Source organism: Paenibacillus sp. 01L418, from assembly GCF_056400045.1.
In genome coordinates, this window is record NZ_JBFTSN010000111.1 from 1 (window position 1) to 17,240 (window position 17,240).

Sequence of the window (17,240 nt, forward strand, 5' to 3'; positions counted from 1 at the left end):
GAGCCGCGACAGCATGCCGACAGGGTCTGGAAATACCCGCTCATCCCATTTGAAATCGGTCCAATGAAACTCACGCATCCAGAAACAGTCGAAGTGGAACACATGCAATGGAAGATCACGTTCTGCCATGCCATCGACGAATGAATTAACTGTTGCTTCATCATAGTTAGTCGTAAATGAAGTGGTAAGCCATAATCCAAATGTCCATGCCGGCGGCAGCGCTGGCTTGCCAGTCAAATCTGTATATTTATGAAGAACATCCTTCATGCTCGGACCATCGATAATGAAATATTCGAGTGATTCTCCTGACACACTGAATTGCACTTTTTTCACTTTTTCCGAAGCGATCTCGAATGATACCAGCTCTGGATGATTGACGAATACACCATATCCCTTATTGGTCATGTAGAAAGGAATATTTTTGTACGATTGCTCCGAGCTTGTGCCCCCGTCTTTGTTCCAGAGATCGACTACTTGTCCGTTTCTTACGAAAGGCGTGAAGCGCTCGCCAAGGCCATATACCCACTCGCCAACACCAACATCCAATTCTTCGCGCATAAACGTATTGCCGTTGTCTTCTTTAATGTAGGCCATCGATTTTTGCGTACTTCCCGTAATCCGCTCGCCCGCGCGATAGAAATCCACCGCCCATACGGCTCCTTTACGGATATGAACGCTGAGGCTGCCGCTTGTTAGAACAGCCCGCTCATCATTTTCTTCGATTACAACATGGTCACCAGTTTGCGAGGACAGCTCGAACACTGGGCCACGCTCCCRAACACCTGCATGATGCACAAGCTTAACGCCAATAATGCCTGGCAGCGAAGAATGAAAATGGACCGTTAACAACATCGTATCCAGCATATTAGAGCGATTATAGATAGGTTGTGGCGAAGCATAAGCAGTTAGTTTGCCATCCTTTTGCTCAAAATCATGGACTTGTACAGCCCCTAATACTTTGTATTCATCACGAATGAGCCAGTTGCCGTCTGTAAATTTCATCGACTGAACCAACCTTCCTGTTTAGTTTATTTGCAATCCTATATATTTGCATTATACTGATAATTAATCGAATAATTCTAACAGAATACTGCTCATCTATAGCACTATTTTGACGATATGCCTCTATGGAATGGCAACTAACTCRCATCAAGCACAGGAGGCCTCTCAAAATGGATCAAACAACTAGGCACGCCTTAAAAGAAGACCGGCTGCATGGCGATAATATGTTCCCGCTTGCCGCCTACTGGATTGAACATGAAGAGGCTGGCGTCCCCGTTCTGGATTGTCATTGGCATGCTGAAGCGGAGTTTTTTTATGTGCTTGAAGGTGAAGTGCTGTTCCAGGTTGATACCGATTATTTCATTGTAAAAGCAGGAGAAGCTGTTTTTATWGACGGTGGCGACATTCATGCTGGACATGCACAAGGTGATACTGCCTGTTCTTTTTGCGCCATTGTGTTCGACACTCATTTGCTCGCCAGTGCCAGCTATGATGCCGTACAGGAACGATTTATTTCACCGCTTCAAGACAAGAAAAAGACGTTTCCTAGACATATTCAGCCAAAAACAGAATGGGAAATCGCGCTGCTCCAGCATTTGCAATGCATTATGAACGTATGTCAAAGTCAGAAGCCTGGTCATGAGACCGCGGTGAAGGGTCACTTTTATTTAATGCTTCATGAAATTGCCGCGCAAAGCAAGTTTTGCAACCGCAGTGAAACAAGCAATGCCGACTCTACAAAAATTGACAGACTGAAGACCGCTATTGTTTATATGCAAAATCATTTCCAGCGCCCTATACGGATCGCAGAAATTGCTGATCAAATTCCGATGAGCGAAGGTCAGTTTTGCCGCTTCTTCAAGACGATGACCAGACAAACGCCAATTGAGTATTTGAATGCTTATCGAATTAGACAAGCAACGGAGCTGCTTTTGAAGCCAGAGCTCAAAATAGCAGCTGTAGCGCTTGATGTCGGATTCGATCATATTAGTTATTTCGTCAAAGTTTTTCGCAAAATGATGAAATGCACGCCTTCCCAGTTCCGCAAAAAACAGCTTGAATCGTCGGATCGTCGTCCATAATAAGAAAAAACGTGTATGATTTGGTCATTTACTCAAAAGTTACAGCTTTGTAACCAAATACTCACCGAATTTTAAGAATTATTTAATAATTGTACGTTACACTATAAAAAAAAATCCTTCGCGGGATGGAGGTCCATACTATGAAAACGATGCTGATGTTCCAAAATAAAACGATACCTGTCTATTTAACAGATACAAATAAGCAAGCCATTGAGAAATTGACCGCAGTACTTAATCGTAAACTGACAACAGGCAAAAACGCACTTAAAACATGTATCAAATCGCTAATTAGCGTAGAAATTGTAGGCAGTGAGGCAACGCTTCATTCTTATTTCGAACGTGACACTCTAACCATTTCCCTATATTAATCTAGACTTCCCATATACCGAAATACGAAGAGGGTGATCCTTTTGGTCTATACAGGCCATCAGGACACCCTCTTCTTTTATTTACAACGTTCAAACGCTTTAATTAGTAAACATTTGAGTTGTGTAATTAACTTTCGAATTATATAATGTTAGCAAACATAACGGAATGAGGATCAATCGATGAACATAGAGGTTAACAGCCGCAATATCAAATTTCTTGAATGCTTTGCATCGGACACAAGAGTGAAGATCATTGAATTATTAAATATTAAACCAATGAACATTAAAGAAATAGCTGAAGCGCTAGGCATTTCGTCAGCCATTGTGACTAAACATATTCAGAAGCTAGAAGAAGCATCCATTATTACGACAGAAAGTGTGCCCAGCACGAGAGGCCGCCAAAAGGTGTGCCATCTCACACTCGATTCTGCTACGCTGCAATTTCGTGTGAAGGAGCAAACCATTCAAAATAGGTATGCCGTATCCATTCCAATTGGTCAATATTCCTCTTATGAAGTAAAACCTACTTGTGGACTGACATCGGATACCAAAATTATCGGCATGGTGGATGACCCGCGCTACTTCTCCGATCCTGAGCATGTGAAGGCATGCCATCTGTGGTTCGGAAGCGGCTATATTGAATATCGCATTCCTAATTATTTAGTAGGAAAACAATCGGCAAAAAGCATTTCCATATCGCTTGAAATATGCTCGGAAGCACCGCACTACAACGAGAACTGGCCTTCCGATCTTTCCTTTTATATTAATGACATCTTGCTCGGAGTATGGACTTGTCCAGGAGACTTCGGTGCAGTAAAGGGTGTGTATACGCCTAGCTGGTGGGATTTGGGGACTCAGCATGGCTTGCTGAAACAAATAACCATCGACTCAGGAGGCTCCTTCATCGATGGCATTCGGATGTCTGATCGGACGATAACGGATCTTGATGTTGGCTTTGGCGACGACATCAGATTCCGTATATGTGCGCCGGAGACTGCAACCCACAGCGGAGGATTAAGCATGTTCGGCAAGCAATTCGGAAATTATGATCAGGACATTCAAGTTTACGTCGCCTACTAGCAGCTAGTTCTGCATAACATTCGGTTTGATATGGATATCTTCACGGTATTCCTTTGGCGACATACCGGTTTCATTGCGAAACACACGGTTAAAATGGCGGATATTCGTGAAGCCCGTATGTTCAGCTATCGTCGCAATTTTATTATCGGTTTGAACCATTTGCCGCTTCGCTTCAAAGATTCGAATCTCAGTAAGCCGCTCAACGAAGGATTTCCCGGTTTGTTTCTTGAACAAGGTGCTGAAATATGCTGCATTTAAATAGACGGAATCAGCTACCTCTTTAAGCGTCAGTGCTTTGGAATAATGCTGCTCAATATATCGAATCGATTTTTCAATGGGATCATGCTCAGGCTGCGCCGTACTCTCAGCGATACATACGGCTAAACGAACGAGCAGCTGTGAGCATGCATCCATAAGCTCTTCCCTGGAAGAGATCGAGCAAATATCAAATAGAACGGTTTTCATATCCTTCATGCCCAGCCACTGCTTCGTTAGCCGCAGCCGCCCTGCTGCTTCATAATAATGAATGAGCAGCTTGCATAGCTGCTGATGCACGGTTTCCGGCGTTTTGGCATCATGGCAAAGCTCACTAACGAAAGCATGGGCTGCCGCTGCGACCTGTTCCAACTTCCCCTCATTCATGGCCAGATCCAGCTTCTCCCACGACCATGTTTTCAGCTCACCTTTGAAACGGTCATCCGTGCCTAAATCACTGTAGACTAACACTTTATCTCCGCCAACGATGAGCCTGTGAAGCAAAGCAATTTCCGCTTCGTTGTATGCATCGGATATCGATTTAAAGCCTTTTGCCACCTGGCCTATGCCAATCGTGACCGTCATATTCGATAAGCTTGTAATTTGTCTGCGAATCGTCTCGCCAATTTCCCGCACGGCAGCCATCGCTTGGTCACTGTCCTCAATATTTAGCAGCGCCGCTACTTCTGTCTCCGACATGATGAAGCAAAAGCCATTTGTTCTCCTGCTCAGCACTTCTTGCACGAGCTGTTGAATATACAATTGAAACAAAGAAGGATCAGCTTGATTATACCGCTCACTGCCGATTGAATTTTTGTCTAATTTCACAACCATACATGTGAAGAAAGGTTGATGAAAGTCAATCCCAATGGTCCGAAGCAGCTCCAAATCCGCTTCATTCACGCTGCCCTTCAGAAGGCCGGTTAACAGATGTTCACTGACATGCTGCCTAATCCGGTGCTCATCACGATGGGGGTTGCTGACGGGAATCGCTTGGCTAAGCTGCACTTTCTCTTTAAGCATTTGAAGCACCTTATCCAGCTCTTCGCGCTCAATCGGCTTCATCATATAATCCTTCGCGCCTTGCCTCATCGATTGCTGAATATAGACAAAATCATCAAACCCGCTGATAACGACGCATAACACATGCGGAAAACGCTCCTTCATCATCTGCTGCAATTGAATGCCATCCATGCGAGGCATCCGAATATCCGTCAGAATAGCTTCTGGCTCAAGCTCCTCCACCAGCTGCAATGCTTCATAACCATCCCGCGCTTCACCAACGACCTCCCATTCCGGGTCGAGTTCTATTATCATTTTGCGCAAGCCTTTTCGAAATATCGATTCATCATCTACAATAACGATTCTAGGCATGAGCATCCCCTTTCATTTGATCAGGCTTCTCAAATACAGCAGGAAAAGTCATCGTTACTTTCAAGCCTTGATATGGCATGCTCTCCAGCGTTAATCCATACGATTCACCATAATGAAGAACAATTCTGCGATGGACATTTAATAATCCATTGCCGGAGCTGCCTCCTAAATCCTTCGAATGCTGCAGCCGACGGCGAATATCCGCGAGCTGCTCCTCCGTCATTCCAATGCCATCGTCTTCAATGACAATACGCAGCACGTTTTCTTCAATTTTGCAGGTTAATGTAATTTGTCCGCTGCCCACACCTTGATCGATGCCGTGATTAATGGCATTCTCGACAATCGGTTGAATAATTAAGGGAATGACCGTACAGGTTAAAGAAGCTTCGTCTCGGTCTAATCGAAAATCGATCCGATCCTCATAGCGCATTTTTTGAATCGTCATGTAGCCCAAGACATGTCCCAGCTCATCCTCAAGGTTGACATGCTCTTTCTGGCTGCTCAAGCTGTAACGCAGCAGCCTGCTTAAATTGTTCGTCATTTTGACAACCTCTTGATTGCCGTCGACTTCTGCATACATACTGATCGATCCAAGCGTATTATACAAAAAATGCGGATTGATTTTGCTTTGCAAAGCCGCAATCTGCGCATCCTTCTCACGAATCTCTGTCTCATAAAGCAAGTAACCAAGCTCGCTTAGCTTGGATACCATCGTATTGAACGCTTTGCCCAAATGGCCAACTTCATCCCATTGCTTGACGGGAAAGGATACGAGAAGATCGCCGCGTTCCACCTTGCGCATGAGCCTAATCAAACCCCGCAGCGGCTCTGTTATTCGAAACGCAAGGAATACCGACATAAGCATAGCAAGGCCCATACAGATGACACCAAACAGAATAATCGAATTCCGCATAATTAAACTGTCCTTCATCAGCTCCGACACCGGAACGACTCCAACTGTCGTCCAATTGGTGATCGATGACGTCACGTAAGAAACGAGCTGCCGCTCTCCGTTAAGTGCAGCATGTGTAACCCCTTCCGGCGCTTTATCCTTATAAAGGCCTCCCAAAGCCTCTTGCGGCATCGTTCGATTTTTACCGACAACGACTCCACCGTCTTGATCCATAATATATAAAGCTTCCTTCGTTCCGAGCGTAACCTGCGATATCATCTTATGAATGACCGTTGGATCTACATCAATAACGATATATCCAAGCTTTTTCCCGCTATCAAAGCTGCGCAGCTCCCTTGCAATTGAGAACACGGGGTATACCGTTCCGCTGGTAGACTGAATATTGTGGGTTGTAATAAAAATGGATTGTCCATTGCCGCCCTTCTCGTTTTGGAGCCACTGCGCATTCTCATCTAGTCGATACGTCGTGACATATTGGCTTTCTGGCAGTACAACATAGGATGCGCCGCTTTCCCCAAATAACGAGACGCCTACAATATCGATGCGGYCGTTCAGAAATACTTGGGAGACAAAGCTGTTTAATTGCTTAATCTCTTCCAGTGATAAAGCCTGACCCTGCTCTCGCTTGCTCTCTAGAAAAGCTGTAATTTGCTCATATTGATAGGGCATAAGCGTCAAACGATCTAATTCTGCCATATAAGTATCCAGATTTAGCGTCAGCTGCTTCATGGTCTGCAGTTGATAGTCGCCGACCTTCTGCTCAAGCGTCGAAGCAAACCGAGTGAAGGCGAAATACCCCATAACGCTGAGTGGAAGCACGATGAGTATGAAGTTTATGAGGATGAGCTTTCGTGCCAGCTCCTGATTTTTGAACCACCCAATCACCGCGAGTACCCGCTTCATAGCTATCTCCTTACTTCCTCAGCTCGATGTTCACCCTTTTCACGGCTGCTTGCAGCGTTTCCTCAGGCGTTTGCTCCGAATAATTCATTTTTTCAAATTCTTGAATTAAAATTTCAACGATCGACCATTGCCGGACATGACGCGGCCAATAAGCTACATAGTTTGCGGAGGCTGCATAAGAGCTTCTGTAATTCAAGCTGTTAAACGGTTCGCTGGCAACGACCTTTGTCATGCTTGGCACATGGCCCGCTTCCGCCCACATCGCACCGTTTTCTACACACCATTTAACAAAAGTAAGCGCCGCTCGCTTCTTCTCATCCGTCATCCCATGCTTGGTCGGTATGGCAATGGTGTGCGAATCCCCCCATACCGCAGCGCGGTCGAATAGCGCAGGCATTGGAATTACGCCAAAGTCCAAATTTTTTGCTTTCTCAAATGCACCCGTTCCCCACATCCCTGTAATTAGCACCGCAGCTTTTCCATCATAAAAAAGCTTGAATGCATCATTAATATCAGGCGGAATAAGCTCTTTCTTGTATAAATCATTCATATAGCTTAGCGCTTGCAGCGCCTGCGGATTGTTGAATACGGCAGCGCTTGCATCCTCATTATAGAAGCTGCCCCCGCCGTCTATTTGGTTATAAAGGCTCCACCAAAGCCATACGGAATCAATCCGAGTACTCGGCTGAGCCATCGGCGCAATGTCGGCTGGTATCGAAGACTTAAGCTTCTGCAGGAAAGCTTCAAATCCCGCAGCTCCTGCCCCTATTAATGGCTTATCCGCCTCATCAATTAGACCCGCTTTACGCAAAAAGGTTTTATTGTAAAACATAACAAGCGCATGCGTATCAAGCGGTACGGCGTAAGGGATTCCGTCATACATGGTAGAATCGAGAATATTGCGATTAAAGCCCGACCAGTCCAGCCCGATCTGCTTAGCAGGCTCTGTCAGATTCTCGATATAGCCGTTCTGAACGAACTGCGGCAAACTTGTCTGATGCAAAATCGCAAGCTCCGGCGCATTGCCAGACATTATCGCCGTTTTTAGCCTCGTGTAATAGTCATCCAATCGAGAGTTTACTTGCACAACGTTAATCGCCGGATTCTCTTCATTAAATCGTGTGACCATTTCCGTCATAAACTGATTGTCGCCGCCGCTAAACGGCGTCCAGTACTCAAGCCTTATAGCCTCAGGCTTCGTCTCTTCATTTTTCTGATTTGCTTCTTGCTCGGAGGCGCAGCTTGTCAAGGCAATGACCAGGAGACCGATTAGTGTATAGGAGACACACTGCGCGCTCCATTTTTTTATATTCATGTTTAGCGCCTCCGTTGCCTGAGTTGTTAGTTAGTTTCTATCGGATACAACATCGATATAATCGATTTCAAGCGGACCGGTCGCATTTCCAAATTGCAAAGCATTGTCATCCATTTTCAGCTTTACGCTTACGGTTATCTGCTGCACTGCATCTGACTCGCTTGCGGGAATGCTTATCTTTTGTACACGTCCGCCATTAACCTTCAGCTCCAGCATCTGCTTGCTTCCAGTCCCATTAGCTATACTTAAATGTAAGGCATATTTCCCATCCATCGGAATTCTAACATGATCAAATCGAATCGCGTCCTTATCCCCCTCTGCCAATTGAACAGAACGGCCATTCGATTTTGTCGAGCTTTCAATAAGCTCACTGTCTGATGAGAACTGCGCGTACTCCGCTTCAAAACGTGGAATTTCAATCGCCGAGATCAGATTAGCTGCCTGGTTTCCTATAAAAGAAAGGTTGTTTTGCCCTTCATTCAGCGCAATTGAAGCATATACATATCCCACTTCATTTGGCTTAGTAGGTGGAAGTATAATTTCTGCACCAACCGCATCATTCACATTGATCTGAATACGCTGCTCTGTTTCCGCATCGTTTGTGTAATGGACTAATAATGGGGCATCCGTATCAAGTGACRAGGATATCCCGCTGAAAACTAAGTTATCTTTATCAGCAGCTGCTGCATGCTCTGCGCGGATTAATCCTGTGCCCGCTGGTACTTCAATTGGTGAAGCAAGCGATAATGGAGAACCAAAGACAGGCAAACCATCCTTCTGCCATTCAATCCGCTGGGCACGCGCCTTCCGATTATTCCAGCCGTCCCCTTGACTGCTTGTTGCATGATAGACGATCCAATCCTCGGTTCCGTCTGGCGAGGCAACAAACGTATTGTGACCAGGACCGTAAACCTCAGCGTCTCCATCCATTTGCATAAGCGGCTGCTCAGCTTTTGTCCATTTCGCCGGATCAAGCGGATCTGCTCCCAGCTCTAGTGACAATAACCCAATGCTATAGAACGGTGTCCAGCTTCCTGCACCAGAATAGGCAATCCATACACGGCCGCCTTTTTTCAAAATCGCTTGGCCTTCATTAATGAACGGAGGTCCGCCTGCTCTCTCCCACTCCAAATCCGGCTCGCTAAGCAATACTCGCGGTCCGCTAATCGTGTATGGATTGCTCATCGGTGCAATGTACGTATTTTGTTGTACATTTAAATCGCCTTCCCAGCCCGACCATACAAAATACAGCTGCCCCTCATGCTCAAGCGCGAGGCCGTCAATAGCCCATTTGTTTGTCGAATCCGTCACTTGACCTTTAAACGCATAGCTCCCCATCGGATCGCTGGTCTCCGCTTCGAGCGCATACATGCGATGGTTTTCATTTTCACCGTTATCTGCTGCAAAATAGATATAAAACTTTCCTTGTATATATTGAATTTCCGGTGCCCACAAATTTGCCGAATACATCGTATCCACAGGTGGGTACCATACCACCTTCCGCTCTGCTTGATTGAAATCGAGCGATCGCGATTTCATAATCATAATATCCGTTCCGTTATGCGTAAACGTCATATAATAAAATCCATTGACGTAAATGATGCTTGGATCTGGTGTGTCCATAGATGCTAACGTATTTTTGAACGTTCCACCATGCCCATTATAAGCTCCCGCAGCCGTAGTGTCATGATTCATTTTATTCACGATCCAAGCCCCCAAAATAATAATAATTACCGCAATCATAGATGCGATCAGAGTTATACGCTTACGATTAAGTTTCATGCCATTCCCTCCGCTTACTCGCCAACATGGACAGAAAGAGACCTTATCGGTCTCTTCTCCTTGCCATATCGGTGTAATCATTGATTATTTCACTGCCGATTGTGTGATAGCTCTCACAAAGGAACGCTGTCCAAGAATGAACACAATAACGACTGGCAGTGTTGCGACTGTCGTCATCGCCATAAGCTTGCCGTAGCTTTGGGTATAGCTTCCTGTTGCCATCATCGCTATGCCCGCCGTGATCGTGCGCATCTCTGGTGATGTTGTCGCATAAAGCGGCCATACAAAATCGTTATAGATCCCCATAAAAGTGAAGATGGCTAATGTCACCATAATTGAAACGGCGGATGGCAATAAAATACGAGCATAAATCTGCCACTTGTTCGCTCCGTCAATACGTGCCGCTTCTTCGATTTCCTTTGGAAAGGAAGCGAAAAACTGATAGAGCAAAAAGACGCCAAACGCCCCCGCTGTTGCCGGCAAAATCAGTGCGGGATACGTATTGATTAAATTGAGGGCATTAAATTCCAAATACATGGGCAGAAACGTGAGCACGCCAGGAATCATAAGTGAAGCGATAAATAAGGAAAGCATAATTCTGCGAAGCGGCAAATCGTTTAATCTCGCCAATGCGTAAGCCGCCATAGAATCGATAATGAGTACGAGAATGGTTCCAATGAGCCCAACCGACAAGGAGTTAACAATCCAGCGCGTAATGGGTACGTTCATTAATTCACCGGTCAAGCCTTGTACGAAGTTATCGATCGTTGGTTTTATCGGAAAAAAGTTCATTTTCCCAGACAATGCTTCGAAATCATTTTTAAACGATGTTGAAATCATCCAAACGAGCGGGAGGAGGAAAAATACCGCAATGATTATGGCAAGCACGATAAGCCATAACTTTCTTGTCTTTACCATTTAAACCTCTCCCTTTCTGCCGCTCGTCAGCTTGAACTGTACGATGGATATAATAATAATGAGCAGTGCCATAACGATCGCCATCGCTGAAGCTGAACCTACTTCTTTGCGTAAAAAGGCTTGATCCAGCACATTGATGAGCAGCACTTTCGTCGTATCGCCGGGTCCGCCGCGTGTCAATAAATAAGGCTGCGCATAAATATTAAAGGAAGCAATCGTCGATGTAATCATAATGAACAGCATAACCGGACGAATCGACGGTAGCGTTATTTTCGTAAATTTATTCCATGCGTTTGCCCCATCTATCGAAGCAGCTTCATAGAAATCCTCTGGCACTTCATTCAGTGCATTTATAAAAATAATCATATTGAAGCCAATTGTCCACCAAAGCGTCGTCACAATAAGTGAAATCCACGCCCATGGCGTATCCGTTAGCCAAGGAATGCTGTTGATGCCAAGCTTCGCAAGCATACTATTCAGAAAACCGGCATTCGTATCGAACATCATCAGCCAAATGACCGCCATAACGGAAGCTGACAACGCGTACGGAAGAAAATAAAAGGTACGAAACAAACCGCGTATTTTGGCAGGAAGCGCATTAACAAGCATCGCTAATGACAACCCAACAATGATTAAGAGTGGAACGGAAAATAAGACAAATTGAGCGGTTACCCACAACCCTCTAAAAAAAATATCGTTGAGATACGTGCCAGGCGTGAAAATTTTGATGTAGTTGGCAAGTCCAACAAATTCATGTTCCTTCGATAGCAGCTCGAAATTTTGAAGGCTTATATATACGCCGTACAGAATCGGGAACAGCAAAAAAATACTGAACGCTGCTAAGTATGGCAGTACGAATAAAAAAGAAGTGAATCGTGACGCTAATGACGTTTTCAAACGGAGTCCCCCTGACGCTTTCCATATTTTCCAGCACAAGCAATCGCAGCTTTAGAAGATGGGAACGGACTCTGCTATTCCCATCCTCCTCGCTGCTTACGATTATTTATTTTTTCATTGCTTGCTTCGATTTGGCTGCCGCATCATCAAGAGCCTTTTGTGCATCTTTTTTGCCAAGCAATGCATTGTTCAGCTCACCCCAGATTGGCTCAGAGATCGTGCCCCAGTTCAATACATTTGGCGCAAATTGTACATAAGAAAATGCCGATGCTACATTGTTTTGGAAAGTTAGCGCTTTAAACGCATCACTCTCAAGCATTGGTTTCGATGCCAGCGCTTGACCGGATTCCGCCCAGTCCATGGAATTTGTGGATACGTATTTCAAGAAATCGCCGATACCTGCTGTTTTGGCTGCATCCGTTACGCTTTTTGGAATAACGAAGCCATGGGAGCCTGCGAATACCGCTTGCTTCGCTTTACCGATTTGTGGAACAGGCGCAACGCCATAATTTAATCCTGCTTCATCAAATTGTGATTTCATCCACGGGCCGTTGAATTGGATCGCATTTTTTCCTTGCAGGAACAATGTGTTTTCGCCATCTTGTTGAACATTCCCAGGCGAAACGCCGTTATCCACCATGCCACGCAGCCATTGAACCATTTCAACCGCTTCCGGAGAGTTGTAGGCTACGTCGGTTCCGTTCCAAAGCTCGCCGCCATTTTGCCATACTAGTGTTGGGAAAATGAACTGCTGTGGCCACAAGGTTGGAACAACATAACCGTAAACGCCTTTCTCTTTATCCGTCAGCTTCTGAACCGCATCATCAAATTCAGTACGGTTAGTAGGAGCTGCTGCAATGCCAGCTTTATCAAACAAATCTTTGTTGTAATACATCACAAGCGGGTGAATATCAAGCGGAATGGAATACCACTTGCCATCGAGTGTCGAATACGTCGTTGCTGCATCTGCAAAGTCCGCTTTATTGATGCCTGCGCCCGCTGCAATCTCATCGATCGGCTGCAATTGATCTTTGCTAGCGTAAGTTGGTACTTGATCAACGTGCATAATCATCATGTCCGGGCTTTCTTTGCCTGTGCTTAGAGCCACGTCCAATTGCTTGTAATATTCGCCGTTTGGCTGAATAACAAAATTCACTTTATATTGATCTTGCGAGCCGTTATATTTGTCTACGATTTTTTTCATGAACGGGCCATCCGAGCCAGAGAATGGTGACCAGAACAAAATTTCTGTCTTTTTGCCGCTGCCGGCGCTTTTACCACCGTCTGCTGGTTTCTCTCCGCCATCCTTGTTGCCGCTGCAGCCAGCTGCAACCAGCGCAATGATTGTGACCATCAGAAGCAGCATTGAAAACTTATTGCGTGCTTTACTCATTTTTTTGTCCCCCTAAAAATGATATTGGATAGACTTGGTGTCTTCCGTGGTTTCATCATAAGCGGAGGGGCAGAGCAAACATATGCCGCATTTATAGATGATATGGACATATTTTTGGATAGCTGCAGTTACCGAATGTGTGTGCAACGCAAAAAAAAGCCAACCAGTAAGCTCTGGTTGACCTAATAATAGGAAGGGACTTAGGAAGAACGATGATGTCCTCCCCTTATTATACTTATAGCTTACGAACCTACTAAGCCTTATTTAAAGCATTCTAAATGGATTAACATTCTAATGAACTCCAGAATCGTTATTTCGAAGAAAGCAGCTCATGATACCCTGTAAATCATAATATAGCGTTACTACGGTTCGTTAAAATGAAAGAAAAGCAATTTTCTGCAGCATAAGCATAATACAGTTCGTTAGAGAAACCAGCGAGTAGACTAGTTTTGAGATCGCCTACTTCTCATGTGCATAGGTTGGTGAAACGACTAAATTAGCATTAACGCTGCAGGTGCTTCGCTCTTGGAGGGTGCATTAGTTGCTGCATTGCTATTTGTGTTATTCGAACCGCCGCAGGCCGATACGAAGAGAGATATCTATTGGGTTGTTGTCTGCTGCTCCTGCTGCCTTGGCTGTCTGCCGCCGCCAGCGCCTCCGCCAAAACCACCGAAACCTCCCATACGAACAGTAATGGATTCTGCAATCTGCGTATCGTCAGTTAGCATAATAGACAAAATATCATCGGCTTTTAGATCTGCCAGCGCTATTTCTTTCTCGACCATTTGTTCATTCTCGAAGGTGACTGTCATAATCTTAGTCGTATCTGTCACCTGAATGTCCACCGTCTCCTCTGAGAACATAGCGTCCATATTCATCCTGCCGCCGCCCTCAGGAGACGTTCCATCACCAGCGGGTGGTTGCGGAGCCTCACCTTCTGCTGGAAGTTCAGCGCCGTCTGGAGGCTGCTGCCCCTCGCCCGCTCCAGGCATATTGCCCGTTCCATCCCCTTGCGGCGGACCGACTTGTCCCATAGCCGATTTGTAGAGGGTAATCGTTTGGCCATCCACCGATTTCACTTTACCCATCAAATCCGCTTGAGCCCCCATCTGCCCCATGCCCGCTCTGGCTCCATTCCGCTGTACTTTGCCCTGAGCATCCACTTGCTGATCGGATGAAACCTGTTCGTCCTGAGCTCCGCAGCCTGCCAAAGCAGCAGCGATAACGACAGCGCTAAGCATCACTTTCCATTTGTTCATATCGTTCATCTCCTACGAATATGTAATGAATAGCTTCTATTCATAACATTCTAGCATTCGATTATGAACATGAGATGAACGTAAACTGAAGCGAAAATTAACCTTTTTGAGTGAGCGGGTTCCGCTTCCAATTGCCTGATATAAATAGAAACGTACCGATCCATCCGCATATAGAAGCAATAACCAGCAGCAATGACAGAGATACACTATGCGAAAGCGATGTGCTTAAAGTCGGCCCAATCGTTCCTCGAACGCCAAAAAGCATCAAATGCAGCCCGAAAACCATTGCTTCCCGGCCAGGCGCCAGTCGGAAGACAAATGCCAATATGCCGATATCCCAAATCGCTTCCCCGATTCCTTGTATCGCATTGCCAGTTATGACCGCGGCATAGCTGCCCCAAAGCCCATATAACATCGGCACTATAGCGTAAGCTGCAATGCCGCATAACAGCGTATATTTAATATCGATGCGATCGATCATCCAGCCCGCTATCCAGAACGTAAGCAGCAGCGCTGTAAAATAAGCGACACGAGCATAACCAATTTGCAAATTGGAAAGCTGAAGCACATCTACCTGTATAATTTGATACAACGGATTTGCAAACATATTGCCAAACCCGGTAAGTGTAGTCGCCGCTAAAAAAACAGCTAGCGTTCGATTTTCTCTAATAAGCTTCCACTGCTCCTGAAGCGGGAATCGGCTCGTTTTTTTCAGAGAAGCAGGTTTATCAGGTGCCTTCTGTACTGGCAGCTTCAGTGTATTAAATAGACTTATAGAAAGAAAACCCGCAATGGAAGCCGCAATGAGTGGTCCTGACGGCCCAAAGGCATCCGACCAGCTGCCAACAAAGTAAGCAAGCGGGATCATAATAATCCCCATTGCCACCCGGACATACCCCATTAGTCTTCCGCGCAAATCAGAAGGATACATGCGCGATACTAATGCCGCATATGCAGGAGCCTGAATGCCCATTAACAGCTGAAATACAAGCGCAGCCACTACATACAAGGATGGATAAGCGAAAAAAGCCGGCAACAGCAGCAGTAATCTGCCGATGGCATTAGGAATGACGACGAACGGCTTGGGGTTATTCGCTTTCTCAATCCAAGACGCCCAAAATGGTGAAAACAATAAACCAACGGCAGGTGCTGCTGACAATAATCCAACTTGAAAATTGCTTGCTCCTTGTTGAATCGCGAATGCTACATAGAACTGGTTCATGACGACATTAAATAAGCTGAAAAGACAGGATGCACCTAAATCGATGCGGGCATTTCTCCATACATTTGCAGTCATTGGCATACCGAACTTCATGATTCGCGAACTTTCCTTGGCCTCGGATTCCATTTGGGCAGCTACCTTCTTCTCTAGGTTGATGATATACGCACGGAGGACCCCTTGCGCCGCAAAGGATCCTCTCTCAAGCACTTCATTCGATTGGATATTACTACACTCCTCACTTTTTGTACAGCATTAGTTGATCAAAAAAGCATACGCTTCCAAAAGGCACTGATACGTTCGGTTCTTTCTAATATTCCTGTAGTATGATAGACTTTTTCTCAAAGGTTCACAGTCATTTTCATATCATTGGAGGGTATTACGTGAGTATTGCAGTAGGAATTGATATTGGTGGAACAAAAATAGCATTTGGCTTCGTAGACGAGCAAGGAAACGTTATTGCGAAAGGTTCATTAAAAACTAATCTGCAGATCACGCCCGCAGACATGCTTGCGCAGGTTGCAGACGCGGTAAAGCAGCTGGCCGAGCAAAATGGGCTATCACTAGAGACGCTTAAAGGAGTCGGAGTAGGTGCACCCGGACCGCTTAATACGATCAAGGGTGAGCTGACTTGCCCTCCAAACTTAAAAAGCTGGTGGGGTTTCCCCGTTGTAGAGGCATTGCAAGCCCATCTTCCTCTTCCGATTAAGATGGAGAATGATGCAACTGCTGCTGCCCTTGCTGAGAAATGGGTCGGCGCTGCACAGGATTCCGAGCATTTCATCTTTATTACGATAAGCACAGGCATTGGCGCCGGCATCTTTATGCATGGCAAGCTGCTTACTGGATCAACAGGAAATGCCGGCGATGCTGGCTTTATGATTATGGATCAAGCCGGTACGCCATGGGAAGTCGTCGCTTCCGGTACAGCCGTTGCCCGTCAAGCGACGGAGCTGCTCGGCCGAGACGTTTCTTCCAAAGAAGCTTTTGAGCTGGCGGCGCAAGGCGACCCCCAAATGTCCGAGCTGGTTAACAGTGTTTTTAAAACAATCGGCATGGGCTGCGTATCGCTAATTAATATTCTTGATCCGAACAAAATCGTTATCGGCGGCGGCGTCTCACAAGTAGGCGAACCACTTTTTGCAGCCGTTAGAGACTATGTATCCAAAAACGCGCTTAACCCATCAGGCAGGGAAACGGCTATCGTACCCGCGAAGCTTCAGCAGGACGCTGGACTAATCGGCGCTGCCGCATTAATTCAACAAGCTTACTAAGCGGTTGAAAATAGAGAAGGAGCTGCTGTTCGAGGCTATAAGCCTTGTACAGCAGCTCCTTTTTTGCGTGATGAATGAATAGAGTTATATTTGAACAGTTGGTTACTCCGTTACCTATTTTCATTAAAATAGTTTACAGCCTAATTGTAATGGACGTTTAGTCCATACCGCAGTTCGATAGCGTCATATCATACCCTATATAGTTT

Annotated in this window: 14 protein-coding genes; 4 read left to right on the forward strand and 10 right to left on the reverse strand. The window is 45.6% G+C overall.

What is annotated here, in order from left to right:
- Positions 1–1,002: TIM-barrel domain-containing protein (locus AC1DSE_RS15465; protein WP_477527859.1), on the reverse strand; the 1,002-nt coding region annotated here is incomplete at its 3' end.
- Positions 1,003–1,172: 170 nt separating this feature from the next.
- Here AC1DSE_RS15465 and AC1DSE_RS15470 point away from each other — a divergent pair.
- The 3 genes from AC1DSE_RS15470 (at position 1,173) to AC1DSE_RS15480 (ending at position 3,532) form a co-directional block, all read left to right on the forward strand.
- Positions 1,173–2,084, forward strand: coding sequence for an AraC family transcriptional regulator (locus AC1DSE_RS15470; RefSeq protein WP_076267480.1), 912 nt, complete (start codon positions 1,173–1,175; stop codon positions 2,082–2,084).
- A 140-nt stretch (positions 2,085–2,224) separates the two neighbouring features.
- Complete coding sequence (locus tag AC1DSE_RS15475; protein WP_053372108.1) at positions 2,225–2,452, forward strand: hypothetical protein; 228 nt, start codon at positions 2,225–2,227, stop codon at positions 2,450–2,452.
- Positions 2,453–2,632: 180 nt separating this feature from the next.
- Positions 2,633–3,532: an ArsR/SmtB family transcription factor gene (locus tag AC1DSE_RS15480; RefSeq protein ID WP_339204507.1), complete on the forward strand. Its 900-nt coding sequence runs from the start codon at positions 2,633–2,635 to the stop codon at positions 3,530–3,532.
- A 3-nt stretch (positions 3,533–3,535) separates the two neighbouring features.
- Here AC1DSE_RS15480 and AC1DSE_RS15485 read toward each other — a convergent pair whose 3' ends face one another.
- The 9 genes from AC1DSE_RS15485 to AC1DSE_RS15525 all read right to left on the reverse strand — a co-directional run bounded on the left by AC1DSE_RS15485 (position 3,536) and on the right by AC1DSE_RS15525 (position 15,889).
- Positions 3,536–5,161, reverse strand: a complete 1,626-nt coding sequence (locus AC1DSE_RS15485) for a response regulator (protein ID WP_477509060.1) — start codon at positions 5,159–5,161, stop codon at positions 3,536–3,538.
- The gene (locus AC1DSE_RS15490; protein WP_477527860.1) at positions 5,154–6,977 is read right to left on the reverse strand and encodes a cache domain-containing sensor histidine kinase; all 1,824 of its coding nucleotides are present in this window, start codon (positions 6,975–6,977) and stop codon (positions 5,154–5,156) included. Before AC1DSE_RS15490 ends, AC1DSE_RS15485 begins: the two co-directional genes overlap by 8 nt.
- Before the next feature lie 10 nt (positions 6,978–6,987).
- Positions 6,988–8,292 carry an ABC transporter substrate-binding protein gene (locus AC1DSE_RS15495; RefSeq protein WP_441876536.1) on the reverse strand — a complete coding sequence of 435 codons (1,305 nt, stop codon included), beginning with the start codon at positions 8,290–8,292 and terminating at the stop codon, positions 6,988–6,990.
- Between the two features lie 30 nt (positions 8,293–8,322).
- Positions 8,323–10,074 carry a family 43 glycosylhydrolase gene (locus AC1DSE_RS15500; RefSeq protein WP_477527861.1) on the reverse strand — a complete coding sequence of 584 codons (1,752 nt, stop codon included), beginning with the start codon at positions 10,072–10,074 and terminating at the stop codon, positions 8,323–8,325.
- An 84-nt stretch (positions 10,075–10,158) separates the two neighbouring features.
- Entirely contained in the window at positions 10,159–10,992 is an 834-nt protein-coding gene (locus tag AC1DSE_RS15505; protein ID WP_477509063.1) for a carbohydrate ABC transporter permease, read from the reverse strand.
- Positions 10,993–11,889, reverse strand: coding sequence for a carbohydrate ABC transporter permease (locus AC1DSE_RS15510; RefSeq protein WP_477509064.1), 897 nt, complete (start codon positions 11,887–11,889; stop codon positions 10,993–10,995). It lies immediately after the preceding gene.
- 106 nt (positions 11,890–11,995) lie between these two features.
- Entirely contained in the window at positions 11,996–13,282 is a 1,287-nt protein-coding gene (locus tag AC1DSE_RS15515) for an ABC transporter substrate-binding protein (protein ID WP_477509065.1), read from the reverse strand.
- Positions 13,283–13,881: 599 nt separating this feature from the next.
- A complete protein-coding gene (locus AC1DSE_RS15520; RefSeq protein ID WP_477509066.1) occupies positions 13,882–14,541 on the reverse strand; it encodes a hypothetical protein in 660 nt (219 codons plus the stop codon).
- 97 nt (positions 14,542–14,638) lie between these two features.
- On the reverse strand, positions 14,639–15,889 hold the full coding sequence (locus tag AC1DSE_RS15525; protein ID WP_477509067.1) for an MFS transporter: 1,251 nt from the start codon (positions 15,887–15,889) through the stop codon (positions 14,639–14,641).
- A 254-nt stretch (positions 15,890–16,143) separates the two neighbouring features.
- On the opposite strand from AC1DSE_RS15525, the gene AC1DSE_RS15530 reads away from it, so the two are divergent.
- Positions 16,144–17,034, forward strand: coding sequence for an ROK family protein (locus tag AC1DSE_RS15530; RefSeq protein WP_477509068.1), 891 nt, complete (start codon positions 16,144–16,146; stop codon positions 17,032–17,034).
- The last annotated feature ends 206 nt before the right edge of the window (positions 17,035–17,240 follow it).

What these genes read in the sequence shown, in the direction of transcription:
- AC1DSE_RS15475 (WP_053372108.1), top strand. Translation starts at nt 2,225, where the DNA reads ATGAAAACGATGCTGATGTTCCAAAATAAAACGATACCTGTCTATTTA.
- AC1DSE_RS15480 (WP_339204507.1), top strand. Translation starts at nt 2,633, where the DNA reads ATGAACATAGAGGTTAACAGCCGCAATATCAAATTTCTTGAATGCTTT.
- AC1DSE_RS15485 (WP_477509060.1), bottom strand. Translation starts at nt 5,161, where the DNA reads ATGCCTAGAATCGTTATTGTAGATGATGAATCGATATTTCGAAAAGGC.
- AC1DSE_RS15495 (WP_441876536.1), bottom strand. Translation starts at nt 8,292, where the DNA reads ATGAATATAAAAAAATGGAGCGCGCAGTGTGTCTCCTATACACTAATC.
- AC1DSE_RS15505 (WP_477509063.1), bottom strand. Translation starts at nt 10,992, where the DNA reads ATGGTAAAGACAAGAAAGTTATGGCTTATCGTGCTTGCCATAATCATT.
- AC1DSE_RS15515 (WP_477509065.1), bottom strand. Translation starts at nt 13,282, where the DNA reads ATGAGTAAAGCACGCAATAAGTTTTCAATGCTGCTTCTGATGGTCACA.
- AC1DSE_RS15520 (WP_477509066.1), bottom strand. Translation starts at nt 14,541, where the DNA reads ATGAACAAATGGAAAGTGATGCTTAGCGCTGTCGTTATCGCTGCTGCT.
- AC1DSE_RS15525 (WP_477509067.1), bottom strand. Translation starts at nt 15,889, where the DNA reads ATGGAATCCGAGGCCAAGGAAAGTTCGCGAATCATGAAGTTCGGTATG.